The following is a 13,602-nucleotide window of genomic DNA, read 5'->3' as shown; positions in this document are numbered from 1 at the left end:
TTTTATTCATGAAAAATAAGAATCTGAAGTAAAAGTAATCTCATTGATAAGGTTCTTAAAATATGAATAACATTCATATGGTGAGCGTCTTATTTATTTGCCTGATCCTTCCTATACAGCAGTGGAGGAATACCGGTTTTCTTTCGGAATGTAAAGGTAAAACGGGAAGGTGTTTCATAGCCCAGGAGATATGCTATTTCAGAAACTGACCAATCCGTTAGTTTTAGCAAGATTTTGGCTTCCTGCAAGATTCTTTCTGTGATGATTTCAGAACTGGTTTTATTCCGTGTGTGCTTTACCGCTTTATTTAAATGATTAATAGAAATGGAAAGCTGGGCTGCAAAATCCTTGGGCTTTTTGAACCTGATATAATCTGTTGCTGTATGCAATGGAAATTGTAAGGCAAGCAGTTCTTCGAAAAGTAAAGTGATCCGGTTGTAGGCATTTTTTCTTATAGAGGATGTACTAAGGCAGTTATGCATTTTTACAGTAGTATGAATAAGGTCATAAGTTAGATTCCGGACTACATCAAATTTGAAATCGTAATTTGATGAAAGTTCTGCCTGGATTTTGTTCAGCATGTTTTCAAATTCCAGATATTGTACTTCTGACAGATCAAAAATATTTTCCTGTGTATTTTGAAATACAGGATATTCTTTTATATTCCCATAATTACTGAAAAATTCTTCATTAAATAAACAGAAATATTCCTCTATGGACCCATCACTTTCTTCCAGTAAAAAAGGAATAGTGGGATTGATAAACATGAGCGCATATTGGTTTATTTCAATAGTTTTATCAGCGTAATGACACTTACATTTTCCTTTTACCAATTTGATTTTATATAAGTTTTTTCTCGTAAAGGATATCAGTGAAATAAGCTCTTCCCGTCTTTGCAGATTATCAATTCTTATAATGTCAAAATATCCTGTACCCCATTGATAATGAGTGGGGATGTTGATATTTTTCTTTTTGTAGAAATCAGCTATTGCGTCAGAATTGTTCATTCTACAAATGTATTAAAATAGAGCGTTGGTATATTAAATGCGGATTGATTTTCGATAGCCTTGGCTTGATTACAGCTATTCTTATTCTGGGGCTTGCTATAATTTTGGTTAAAATTTAAAAAATATAATATGAGCTTGGCAGATTACAGAACGTTAGGAAAATCGGGATTGAAAATCAGTCCTCTTACTTTAGGAACAATGACTTTTGGTGAAGATTGGGGCTGGGGAACGAGTCCGGCAGATGCCCATCAAATTTTAGAACACTATATTGATCAGGGTGGAAATATAATTGATACAGCTAATATTTACACTAAGGGACATTCAGAAGAGATCATAGGTAACTTTTTAACTAAACAGAATGTTCGTCGGGATTCATTGGTTTTATCTACCAAATTCTGGGGAAATATGTTCCCCTACGATGCCAATGGCGGAGGTGCAGGAAGAAAGGGTATTATACAGGCATTAGAGAGTTCCTTAACGCGTTTGAAAACGGATTATATTGACTTGTACTGGATGCATGCCTTTGATCCGCATACCCCCATTGATGAAACGATTTCAACACTTAATGACTTGGTAAGGGATGGTAAAATACGTTATATTGCTATTTCAGACACCCCTGCATGGAAAATAACAGAAGCTCAAATGATTTCCAAATTCCGTGGATGGGCACCTTTTATTGGTCTGCAATTGGAATATTCTCTATTGGAACGTTCAGTAGAAAATGAACTGATTCCAATGGCTCTGGAAATGGGGTTAGGGGTAATGCCCTGGTCTCCATTAAAGGAAGGTCTTTTGAGTGGCAAGTATACCAGAGAAAATAAGGGGCAAAAGATGAGTCAAAGAAATAATAATAGACTAAGCCCCGAGCTTTCTGAAGGAGCGTATGAAATAATTGATAAGCTTCACATGATAGCAAAGGAAAGAAATATGCCGGTTTCTGCCATAGCTATTAGCTGGGTAATGCAGCAACGGGGTGTTAGCTCAACTTTGCTTGGAGCAAGAACCCTGGATCAGCTGAAAGAGAATATAAAAGCTTCAGAACTGAAACTGTCTGAAGAAGACTTGGAATTATTGAACGTATTATCAATGCCTCAATTGCCTTTTCCTTATAATCTTTTAAGTGGGGCAGTAGATATACTGCAGGCTGGTACCTCAATAAATGGGGTCAGGTCTAAAGTGGCCGAAATTTTACCCCAGAATGATAAAGAAAGATATGGGTAATAATGGATCGTAAACTGAGCCGTCTTTTGATACCTCATTTCTTTGAATAGGCAGTTAACAATGGAAAATCTTTTGTAATTTGCTTACAATTTTGAGGGAGCCTATGAAAATATTTACTACAGAACAAATACGAAACTGGGATCTGGCTACTGTTTCCCATGAGTCAATTTCTTCGGTTCAGCTGATGGAAAGAGCTTCTATGGCTGTTGCCGGGTGGATTTCTGAAAACTGTAAGAATCACAAAAAGCTGGCTGTTTTTTGTGGGAATGGGAATAATGGAGGTGATGGTTTGGCTGTTGCAAGGATGCTTTATATAAAAGGTTTTGATGTAGATGTATTTGTATATGATCCGAAAGGAAAATTTTCAGGAGATGCATCAGTGAATTTGAAAAGACTCCGGGATTTTTCCGGGATTTCCGTCAGAAAATTCCGGGATATTGATAGCCATTATCTGGATGATAAAACACTTATTATTGATGCTCTTTTGGGAACTGGCTTGTCAAGACCTTTAGAAGGAGAATATAAAATACTGGTGGATCAGCTAAATGCAAAAGGAAATACTAAAATTTCAATAGATATTCCGTCCGGAATGTTTGCTGATAGAATGTTGGAGAGAGATGCGGTGATTCTGAAAGCTGATTACACCCTGAGCTTTCAATGCTGGAAAAGAAGTTTTCTGCATCCTGAAGCTGGAAAATATACAGGAAAAGTGATTATTCTCGATATTGGACTGAATAAAGAATATTCTGAAGAAACCGATACCGGGTATTTTGTTATTGATGATCCAATCGTGGATTCCGTCTTTATTCCCAGAGAAGAATTTTCTCATAAAGGAAACTATGGCAAAGTGAATATTGTAGGAGGGAGTTATGGGAAAATAGGTGCTGTAGTATTAGCTACAAAAGCTGCCTTAAGAGCGGGAGCGGGATTAACATTTACTTTGGCTCCTACATGTGGTTATGAAGTACTACAAACCGTGTGTCCTGAGGCTATGTTTATAAAAGGAGGAGCAGATTTTATAAAGAATTTTGATACAGATTCAGATGCGGTTTGTGGAATTGGCCCTGGTTTAGGAACTGATCCGGAGACGGAAAGAAGTTTTTTGAAATTTCTGAAACATTATGCTAAGCCTCTGATCCTGGATGCTGATGCTTTAAATATCATTTCAAAAGAAGAGAAGAAAAATGGTTTAATTCCTGAGAAATCAATTATTACCCCACACCCAAAAGAATTTGAACGATTATTCGGGACTACCAAAAACTCTTTTGAAAGATTGGATTTGGCCCGGGAAAAAGCAAGATTACTGAATATCTATATTGTTTTAAAAGACCATCATACGCAGGTTGTTACTCCGGAAGGAAACGTTTTTTATAATATAACAGGAAATGCCGGTCTTGCAAAAGGAGGAAGCGGAGATATCCTTACAGGAGTTCTCACATCCCTATTAGCACAAGGGTATTCAGAAGAACAGGCATGTATACTGGGGATCTGGCTTCATGGAAAAGCGGCTGATTGGGCGTCTGTGAAATATTCAAAAGAAGCCATGCTTCCTACCGATGTTATTGATGAATTAGGAAGTGTTTTTAAGGAACTGAACAAAAGGAGGGCTAAGAATTTTTAAGAACTACTGAATTCAATGATAGAAAAATAAAAAGGCAAATTTGTAATTACAAATTTGCCTTTTTTATATAGTATCTGAGATCTGCCAGTATCGGATGTTGTCATCCTGCTGAACGAATCTGTTTTTGTCTTTAAAATTATTCCGGTTTTCCGTTTTCTTGAGGAGTGATTTTGAATTTTTTGGAAACAATCATGATAATAACTCCGGCGATCATAAATGGAATAGAAAGAACTTGTCCGGTATTCAAACCTCCAATCTGGATGAACTCATCACCTTGTGGCTCTTTTAAGAATTCTACAAAGAATCTGATGGCCCAAAGGATGATAAAGAATAAACCAAATAACCAGCCCTGTTGGTATTTTTTGTCTGTTTTTCTATATAACACCCATAGTAAAATGAAAAGAGCAAGGTATCCCACAGCTTCAAATAACTGGCTTGGGTAGCGTGGTACTGTAATACCATATTCACTGCTTTGCTGAGGGAAAAGTAAAGCAAACGGAGAGTTTGGATCTGCCTGTTTTCCTAAGATTTCCGAATTGAAAAAATTTCCCATTCTTACAAATGTTCCCCCTAAAGCCACTACAATACCCAATCTGTCATATACCCAAAAAGGATTTTTCTTGATGATTTTAAACGAGTAGTATAAAGTAGTCATGATTAAAGCAATAGCAGCACCATGACTTGCCAGTCCTGAGAAACCTGTGAATTTTAAACCGTTTTTCGTGCTGATTGGTAAAAATACACTCCAGAAATCTTCTTTAAATAGTTCAGGCTGATAGAAAATAACATGTCCTAATCTTGCTCCAAGAATGGTTCCTATCAATGTCCATGTAAAAAGAGGTTCCAGGTATTTTTGGTTGATATTGTCGATTTTGAATATTCTTGTCATGACAATATATCCGAAACCAAATGCAAACACAAACATCAGACTATAGAAATGCAGGGTGAATGAAAAGATCTTAATCCCTTTTGAAGGGTCCCAGATTTTAAAAGGAGTTTCAAGCGCTACTGTATCAGATGGAGTAATAACTTTATCAGACTTTACTGCATATTTATAATCTGTAATATTATCCTGGGTAACCGGAGAATTTAGTAGTTTAAAATTTTTATCAAAAAACTGATATTTTGAATCCTTGAATCTTGTTAGGGTTTCTGCACTGTAATTAAAATAGGCAGGTTCAAAATTAGACTCATTAAGAATGACCAGAACATTATTGATTCCTCTTTCCGGAAAAGCATTAAGGTCGCCAACTTCCGTCGTAGAATAGATTTTTACAGGAACATTGTTTCCGTTTATTTCTAAAGTTCCGTCAGATAAACCTCCCGGATATTGCTGTGCAAAAAGGAATTGTGTGACGAATGCAAGCATTACGAGGTAGAGTCTGAAAAAAATATTATTCATTTCTATTGATTTAATAGTTTGTTTACTGATTTTTATGTTTGTGGGGAACAGGATCATATCCGCTTCCTCCCCAGGGATGACACCTTAAAATTCTTTTGAACCCCAGCCAGAATCCTTTAAAGATACCGTGAACCCGAAGAGCTTCCAACATATAATGAGAGCATGTAGGTTCATAACGGCAGTTTTTGGGAAGTAATGGCGAGATGAACCACTGGTAAAATTTTATCAAAATTACCAACGGAAATGTAATGATTTTATTGAATGTAAGTTTCAAAACAATGCAAAAATAGGGTAAAAAATTTAAAATTAGTTTAATTTTGTTAGAAGTTTCAGGGATCTGAAATCTGAAGTATTGATCATAAAAAATAAAATTACCTTGAATCAAAATATTCCATTAGCTGAAAAATTAAGACCCAAAAACCTGGATGAAGTTCTGGGGCAGGAGCACCTTACCGGAGAAAAAGGGACCATCAGGAAGATGATTGAAAATAATACCCTGAATTCTCTGATCTTTTGGGGGCCTCCCGGGACGGGGAAAACCACACTGGCGGAAATTATTTCTGAGAAGTCCGGGAGGAAGTTTTATAAGTTATCAGCGGTTTCTTCAGGGGTGAAAGATGTACGTGATGTGATTGATGATGCTAAAAAGCAGAATTTGTTTTCGGGAAAATCACCCATTTTATTTATTGATGAAATTCACCGTTTCAATAAATCCCAGCAGGATTCATTACTGCATGCGGTAGAAAAAGGCTGGATTGTTTTAATAGGGGCTACCACAGAAAACCCAAGTTTTGAAGTGGTTTCGGCCTTGCTTTCGAGAAGCCAGGTGTATGTTTTGAAAGCTTTAAGCTATGAAAAACTGGAAGAGCTTATCGATACCGCCTCTGAACGGTATAATAAAGATGAGAAAACGGATTTTAAATTTATTGAGAAAGAAGCTTTATTACAATATTCCGGTGGTGATGCCAGAAAGCTGATCAATTCTGTAGAGTTGGTTTTGAATCAGTATAAAAATTCAGCAATTAAAGAAATCAATAATGCTAATGTGCTTGAGATCCTTCAGGAGACAATGGCTTTGTATGATAAAAATGGAGAGCAGCATTATGATATTATTTCGGCCTTTATCAAATCTATGCGCGGGAGTGATCCTAATGGGGCCGTGTATTGGCTGGCCAGAATGATTGCTGGAGGTGAAGATATTAAATTTATTGCCAGACGAATGCTTATCCTGGCAGCAGAAGATATTGGGTTAGCCAATCCTAATGCTCTGGTTATTGCCAATAACTGTTTTCAGGCGGTCAATGTAATCGGAAACCCTGAAGCAAGGATTATATTAAGTGAAGCGGCTGTTTATCTGGCTGTCTCTCCCAAGAGTAACTCTGCATACATGGCTATTAATGAAGCTTTGGCATTGGTAAAACGAACCGGAAATCTGCCTGTACCTCTCCACTTGAGAAATGCCCCGACAAAGCTGATGAAAGATATGGATTATGGCAAAGAATATAAATATGCCCATTCGTATGAAGGAAATTTTGTAGATCAAACTTTTCTTCCGGAAGAAATAAAAGATATAAAGCTTTATGAGCCCGGAAATAATGCAACGGAAAAGAAAATCTATGAAGAGCTCAAGAAAAAATGGAATAATAAATATTAAAATAAAAAGGATACTGTAGTGCAGTATCCTTTTTTATATTATTAAATTAACGGGTAGTATAAATATACAGTGTTTTTTGCCCGTTATAGTCTTTGACTTCCGATCTTGCCAGGATATCTCCATATATTAAAGTACTGGTATCCGTGAATTCATACCCTTCAATAAATACCGGATTGGTTTCCGGAAGGTTATGTTGGTTATTCAGAGAGGCTAATGAAATTCTGTCCAGTCCATAGTTACTTTTGATTTTGTATTCAGTAATCCCGTTTTCTGAAATGAAACTGTATTTTTTCAGATTTTGGGGTAGGCTGGCTGGCGTGTTATAAACTTTTGAACTTTGGATAATGCTTTTGTTTGCATTAAACATATCTACTGTCCCGACGATATCATGCGCGATTGCAAACTTTGCAGATGTATTTTTCTGTGCAAATAACATTGCAGATGAAAGAAGTAAAAAAGAGTAGAGTATTTTTTTCATAATCAGAATATGTAACTGTTAAAAACGTGATAAATATAGTTCTTTTTTGTGAAATGTGAATGTAATTTCAGGATGTTTTAAATTTTGTTTACTGATAATAGAGATTATTCAGATGGGGGCTGTATTTCTTCTGTGTTTTTATCTTTTTTATCCACCATCTTTGTGATCATGTTTTTAAGGCGCTGGAAGGTAAATGAGCTTAATAGCAAGATCAGTCCAAGGATAATAAATGCAATCACTCTTGATATATTATCCATCTGCCATACATCATAGCTGTAGAGCTTGAGGACCATGATACCAATAAGGGCAAAACCTATTTTGCTGTATTCCTGAATATTCTTTTTTAACCCTGCATAGATAAAAACGCTGGCTAAGATAGTCCATATTATAGGTAAATATAAAATATTGAAGTGTTCTGTGATCTTATAGGAGTGAAGAACATCGTTGGCGTTAACCAACAGATAGGTATGGTGAAGCCCACAGCTAACGGCAATAGTAAGTGCCAGTGCAAAGATCCAGTAAGAGATTTTTGTTTTGTTGAAATCTGATGAAGGAATTACGCTGACATATATATAAATAAAAGGAATCCATTGCAGCAGATGGATGAAATAAAATCCGGTCTGAAGTTTTTTTGACAGTATTGCTGTAACCACTGATAGGGTGGAAACAGATGAGATGGTGATCAGTAAAAAAAGGAAAAGATAAATAAATGCAGTCTGAAGACTTTGGTTGATATTCAGTTTTTTTCTGAAAAGTAATAAGATGAAAACGTAATATATACTAAATAACAGTGCCGCATTGATGATGGCTTCCCAGGGCATTCCGGAAATATGGTAAATCATTTCAGACAATAAAGCCATATAGATGGTTCCATAGCTAATCATTGTAATGAGTTCTTCAAGTATATTGCTCTTTGGGGTTTGTCTTTCCTGTGTTTGTTTTAATAGGAATAAATTAATAATAGTTGAAGCAATCGTTACCAGACTGGTTAAAAATACGGGATTGAATATGATGTTCAGATTTTTTGCATTGAAATATTCTGTCCATGTGATTATCTGTGCAATAATAACAAGGGGAAATAAAACATAAAAACAGTTTTTGAAAATTTTGTGTCCGGTTTTTTTCCAGATAAAAAGCAGAAGGCTCGCTTCTATAGCCCATACACTGGTGATGAGGTGGGCTTCAAACTGAAGTGCGGTGGCTATAGTCATAAGACTCACTGTTATTCCCGCAAATACAGAATAAGAAATCCCTGAATTTTTTCTTCCATATTCTCTGAATAAAAGCAGTGCATTGATAATGGCAAACGCTGCAGGAAATATAATGACGGGCTCATATTGTAATTCATTGAAAATATAAACAAGGCCTATCACACTAAAGAAATTAGTTAAGGCAAGCATTAAAATCCCTGAAGTCGAAAGGCTGTTCTTCTTGATATAGTCTTGAAGGGCGAAAATATAGAAAATAATATAGCTGATACTATAAAATACAATACTTAAAAGTTGCGGTTTTTCTGTAGTCCAGGAAAATAAATAGAGGCTGGTGAAAATAAAGGCTGTCCAGCCAACACTTTTCCAATGCTGAAGAAAAGCGGTAGCAAGCATTCCTATATTTAAAAGACTGATATAAATAAAAAGGAAAGTATAATTACTTTGTCCGCTGCTGATCATTAAAGGAGCTGAAAATCCACCTAACAGAGAAAAGATAATCAGTACCTCGCTTTTATAATAATAGGATAGTGCGATAGAACCTGCTGTGATCAAAGTAGTGATAATAAATGCAGTATTCTGGGTGAAAAGATGATATTCCCGAAAAGCGATGGTGTCGGTAAAGTATAAAACGGCAATCCCTCCTCCTGTGATAATTGAGGCGAATGTTGCGTAGTTTTTTCGTAAGAAATGTCCGGTAAGGATAATGACAATACCTGTACAAAGTCCTATTCCGGCCCGTGCTGTTTCTCCGATCCAGTTTTTATCAATAGCATACTTTACAAAATAGCCAATCCCTAATACAAGGGTGAAAATACCTACAATGGTGAGTGCATTTTGTTTTAAGAATTCAAAAACCGGACTAAGCCAGTCTTTTTGAGGAGCCGGTGGATCCTCATGGATGACATGCGCCGGGCTTTCTCTGTTATAAATTTCATGGGGCTGAATCTGTTGCGGAGAACTGCTTTTTTCAGCAGGAGCTTCTTCCTGAACAGGCTGAGAATGACTCGATAACGGGTTGATTTTGGAGTTAAGATCCGATACCTCTTTTTCAAGTTTTCTGATTTTAGTATTCAGATTATTGAAAATAATTGCAATGATAATAATTAATATAGCAAAGAGATATTCATTCATTTCTTAGTTTTTATCAAATATAGCTAAATGTTTGAAATGACTTGCAAAAATTAATCCACCACAATTCATGTGATGGATTAACTATATAAATAACTAACAATATGTTTTTACTAGTTGGATACCTTGTAGATATAGAAGGAAGCAATACTGGATCCTAATAAACCTACGTCCAAAGCTGTGGATCCTACAAGACCGAATGAAACTTTATCTCCTGCCTGGAATGAATATACTGAGCTAAGAGAACTTTCAGAAATTGTCAAACTTAACAAGATAAGATTGGCACCACTAAATGCACGGCTGTCAATAGTAGTGGCTACTCCGGCTCTTGTTCTTACAATACCGATTCCCGGAGAGTTTGCTAATATGGAAGCCTGTAATCCTGTTCCATAACGGAAAGCGAATCCTATAGCATATACACCCGTTGATGGGATTGTAAACGTGTTGTCTGTATCATTGAATAAAGCTGCAGATCCAATAGTTCTTTCTGCTGCTACGAAGTTAACAGCTCTGAATCCTGAAGGGAATAATCCAAGACTCAAAAGGCTGATTCCTGCAGTTTTCTTTGCGGCATAAAGAGAAGAATTGGTGTTGGCGCCGGCATAGAGAAGTTGAGGATCTATGCTGGTTAGTTCTGAGGTTGCAGTGTTAAGACCTAACACTTGATATCCTGTTAATGAGGGTGCTGCCGGGGTGGTACGTAGTTTAGCATTTCCATTGACGTCTAATGTTGCTGAGGGAGTTGCTGTGTTAATACCAACCTGGGAAAATAGGGATAGGGTGGAACAAGCTAGTAGTAAGCTGTAAATTTTAGTTTTCATGATCGAATTTTTTTAATTAGTTTCTATTTTTTGGGTAAAAGCAGTGATTTGCTTTCGGTTGCTGATTACGTAAGTTTAATATTAATTATTTGATAATATATTAAACATATGTTTATATCATTTTTTAGTGTATTTCATAATTTGGTTACGGTTTTGAATTCTTTAAATTTTACTGTATCAAATTTAATAAAAAATATAATATATCTTACAGTTTTGAATTGTATTTTTTTCATTGGGGTGATTTAAACTCATGGGTTTTATTTGTATGTCGTTGATATTTAAATAGTTATTGTGTATTTAACAACAAAAAACACTGCCATAATGACAGTGTTTTTTATGTTTTTTGTAATAAAATGTATAGTCTAGCTTTCTAAAAGAAATTCTTTGTAATTTCCCAGAAAATCTACTTCTGCATTGATGGATTCAAGCTCTTTAAGTGCATTCCCATGCAGGATTTCTTCCCATTGACCTACAACATTAATGAAGAAGAAATAATTACCCAATCCTGTTTTCAAAGTTCTGGATTCAATTTTACTAAGGTTCATCTTCCTCCAGGCAAAAACTGATAAAACCTGATGTAAGCCCCCTGCGTGATCTTCAGGAAGAGTGATAAGCATCCCTGATTTTTCGCCTAAAATTTCAAGATGATCACTATGATATGGGCTCTGTTGTTTGGAAATAATAATAAACCGTGTATGATTTTGTTCAAAATCCTGGATATTACGGTTGATTATTTTCAGACCATATAAATTGGCTGCAAACTGATTGGCAACAGCGGCAATCTTAAGATCTTTATTTTCTGAAACATATTTTGCTGCCGCCGCAGTGGAGGAAAAATCCTGTTTAGTGATTCCTTTATAATGAGTATCCAGAAAATGGAAACTCTGCGCTAAAGCTTGCGGATGAGAATATATTCTTTCTACCTCTTCTATGGTGTTCTCAGGATGAATCATCAGATGATGAGCAATAGGCATTACCGCTTCTGCTTCTATTTTGATGGACGGAGTCTTATATAAATAGTCCAGGGTCATTGAAACGGTTCCCTCTATAGAGTTTTCCAAAGGAACTACCGCTTTTACAGCTTCACCGGTTTCCACTGCATTAAAACAATCTAAAATACTCGCCTGAGGTAAAATTTCATCTTCCGGAAAGAGCTGGGCTGCCGCAAGCTGTGTAAAACTGGCATGAGGCCCCAAAAATGCAATCTTCATAAATTATATAAGGTTTTGTTTAAACTGAAATGCAAAGGTGCAAATTAATTCAGATATATAAGGGTAAAAATTCAAGGTTTAAAGCCTAAAGTGGAATACTAAACGTAAGAATCATTGAATAGAAGCCTTTTTCCTGATCTCTAATTCTAGTCCCTGCTATCTGCAATCTGTCATCTGCCAGCTATTTCTGGTTTACCTCAATAAATTCCATTTAAAAAGGGGAGGGGGAATCTCTGAAAATCTCTCTATTGCATTAGTTGGATACTTTGTAAATATAAAAAGATGAGGTACTGGATTCTAATAATCCTATATCTAATAAACCGGAACCGGTAAGCCCGAAAGAGATTTTATCACCTGCCTGTAATGTATACAGTGAATTTATGGTAGATTCTGAAATGGTTAAGCTAAGTATTATGGACAAATTGATGCCACTGAAAACACGGCTGTCCAATATAGTGGCTGTATTAGCTCTTGTTATGACTATCCCTATCCCCGGAGTATTGGCTAATAATGATGCTTGCAGACCAGTGCCATAACGAAAAGTATAGCCTATAAGATATACTCCGGTGGAGGGCACAATATAAGCACTTTCTGTATCAGAGAAAAGCGTTGAATTTCCTGTCGTTTTTTCGGCAGTTGTAAAATTGACGGACCTGAATCCTGAAGGAAAAATCCCCAAACTCAGCAGATTGATGCCCTCCTTTTTTTGGGCTGCATAAACTGATGGATTTAATGTGTCTGAAAAATTTATTTCGCTTGGATTTATTTGAGATACTTCTGAATTGTTTTGATTCATGAGCAAAAATTGATATCCAGGCAGGGTATTGGTTTGGGGAACTTGCCTTATAATGGTATTCCCATTAACGTCCAGTGTTGCTTTTGGATCCTTTGTAAGAATTCCAATCTGTGCATCGTAAAAGGTGGCAATAAAAATGCAGATTAATTGTAAAGTTTTTGTTTTCATTACATGTATTTTTAAAGTTCATAACAAAAATACGATAATTATTCACAAAATTTTGAATTATTATTTCATTTTAACTTGCCTGTTTGCAAGGAGTTTTATATGATTTTTAAATAATATATTTATTTTTTTTCTATAAAATAGGGCTTATGTATTCTTTAGGAGTTTAAAAGAAAGTAGTAAGAGTAAAATATTACGATTCAATATAATAAAAGTTTTAACTGTCTATTATCGGAAAGATGAGTAATGCTTATTTTTTTGTTTCTGTTTTATTATATTTTTAGTAATATTTTAATTCTCTAAAAAGGCATTCTTTGTAGTTCCCTGGAAAATTACTTCTGTATTATAGTAATAGATTCAGGCTCTTTAGGTACGTTCTCATGCTGAGTTTATATGATAAAATAGAAGACACATCTGTCATCTATTTCCAGTTGGCTTCAATGAATTCCATCAAAAAATCAGGACATTTTATAATCTTGTTGGTTTTTGCATCTAAAAAGAAGAGCGTGGTGGAAGCTTCAGTAATCTTAACACGGTCTTCATTGTATATTTCATACTCAAATTCAATTCTTACTCCCGGAATTTTTTTGATATAGGTATGGATTTCTAATTTTTGATCATACAAAGCTGGACGAATATATTTAATTTTGTAATCTGAAACGGGCAGCCAAATTCCTTGGTTTTCAATTTCATCGTATGAAATTCCTATGCTTCGGAAGAGTTCAACTCTCCCTACTTCGAAATACTCGGCATAGTTGCCATAGTAGACATATTTCATAGGGTCGGTTTCTGCGTAACGTACTCGTATTGAGTGTGTTGTGTGTATCATTTTTAGCGTTAAATTATACATACAAATATATTTTTAAATAATCAATACCTGCAATATT

General features: G+C 35.6%; 12 protein-coding genes. 3 read left to right on the top strand and 9 right to left on the bottom strand.

All coding sequences use genetic code 11. The annotated features are described in order from the left end of the window. Positions 1-89: 89 nt before the first annotated feature. Positions 90-1,007, bottom strand: a complete 918-nt coding sequence (locus JML65_RS00955) for a helix-turn-helix domain-containing protein (protein ID WP_202269647.1) — start codon at positions 1,005-1,007, stop codon at positions 90-92. A gap of 129 nt (positions 1,008-1,136) precedes the next feature. Here JML65_RS00955 and JML65_RS00950 point away from each other — a divergent pair, with 129 nt between their 5' ends. Both JML65_RS00950 and JML65_RS00945 read left to right on the top strand, forming a co-directional pair. Beyond that, a complete protein-coding gene (locus JML65_RS00950; RefSeq protein WP_202269646.1) occupies positions 1,137-2,228 on the top strand; it encodes an aldo/keto reductase in 1,092 nt (363 codons plus the stop codon). Between the two features lie 103 nt (positions 2,229-2,331). Beyond that, positions 2,332-3,849, top strand: coding sequence for an NAD(P)H-hydrate dehydratase (locus JML65_RS00945; RefSeq protein ID WP_202269645.1), 1,518 nt, complete (start codon positions 2,332-2,334; stop codon positions 3,847-3,849). A 136-nt stretch (positions 3,850-3,985) separates the two neighbouring features. Here the strand turns inward: JML65_RS00945 and lgt are convergent, their stop codons facing one another. Next, positions 3,986-4,834: a prolipoprotein diacylglyceryl transferase gene (gene lgt / locus JML65_RS23965; RefSeq protein ID WP_284460093.1), complete on the bottom strand. Its 849-nt coding sequence runs from the start codon at positions 4,832-4,834 to the stop codon at positions 3,986-3,988. A gap of 439 nt (positions 4,835-5,273) precedes the next feature. Next, on the bottom strand, positions 5,274-5,525 hold the full coding sequence (gene yidD, locus JML65_RS00935) for a membrane protein insertion efficiency factor YidD (RefSeq protein WP_047485723.1): 252 nt from the start codon (positions 5,523-5,525) through the stop codon (positions 5,274-5,276). Between the two features lie 102 nt (positions 5,526-5,627). On the opposite strand from yidD, the gene JML65_RS00930 reads away from it, so the two are divergent. Next, complete coding sequence (locus JML65_RS00930; RefSeq protein WP_202269643.1) at positions 5,628-6,905, top strand: replication-associated recombination protein A; 1,278 nt, start codon at positions 5,628-5,630, stop codon at positions 6,903-6,905. A 46-nt stretch (positions 6,906-6,951) separates the two neighbouring features. Here the strand turns inward: JML65_RS00930 and JML65_RS00925 are convergent, their stop codons facing one another. The 6 genes from JML65_RS00925 to JML65_RS00900 all read right to left on the bottom strand — a co-directional run bounded on the left by JML65_RS00925 (position 6,952) and on the right by JML65_RS00900 (position 13,544). Next, positions 6,952-7,383 carry a hypothetical protein gene (locus JML65_RS00925; protein WP_115917177.1) on the bottom strand — a complete coding sequence of 144 codons (432 nt, stop codon included), beginning with the start codon at positions 7,381-7,383 and terminating at the stop codon, positions 6,952-6,954. 104 nt (positions 7,384-7,487) lie between these two features. Continuing rightward, positions 7,488-9,725 (bottom strand): DUF2339 domain-containing protein, encoded by a 2,238-nt coding sequence (locus JML65_RS00920; protein ID WP_202269642.1) that lies wholly within the window; start codon positions 9,723-9,725, stop codon positions 7,488-7,490. Between the two features lie 110 nt (positions 9,726-9,835). Further along, positions 9,836-10,543: a hypothetical protein gene (locus JML65_RS00915; protein WP_202269641.1), complete on the bottom strand. Its 708-nt coding sequence runs from the start codon at positions 10,541-10,543 to the stop codon at positions 9,836-9,838. Between the two features lie 362 nt (positions 10,544-10,905). Next, on the bottom strand, positions 10,906-11,754 hold the full coding sequence (pheA, locus tag JML65_RS00910; protein ID WP_202269640.1) for a prephenate dehydratase: 849 nt from the start codon (positions 11,752-11,754) through the stop codon (positions 10,906-10,908). A gap of 253 nt (positions 11,755-12,007) precedes the next feature. Continuing rightward, positions 12,008-12,718 carry a hypothetical protein gene (locus tag JML65_RS00905; protein WP_202269639.1) on the bottom strand — a complete coding sequence of 237 codons (711 nt, stop codon included), beginning with the start codon at positions 12,716-12,718 and terminating at the stop codon, positions 12,008-12,010. 418 nt (positions 12,719-13,136) lie between these two features. After that, positions 13,137-13,544 (bottom strand): acyl-CoA thioesterase, encoded by a 408-nt coding sequence (locus tag JML65_RS00900; RefSeq protein ID WP_202269638.1) that lies wholly within the window; start codon positions 13,542-13,544, stop codon positions 13,137-13,139. Positions 13,545-13,602: the final 58 nt, after the last annotated feature.

This window comes from Chryseobacterium sp. KMC2, assembly GCF_016756935.1.
GTDB lineage: Bacteria > Bacteroidota > Bacteroidia > Flavobacteriales > Weeksellaceae > Chryseobacterium > Chryseobacterium rhizosphaerae.
Note: the sequence above shows the minus strand (reverse complement) of the source record. Positions and strands in the feature narration are given on the sequence as shown.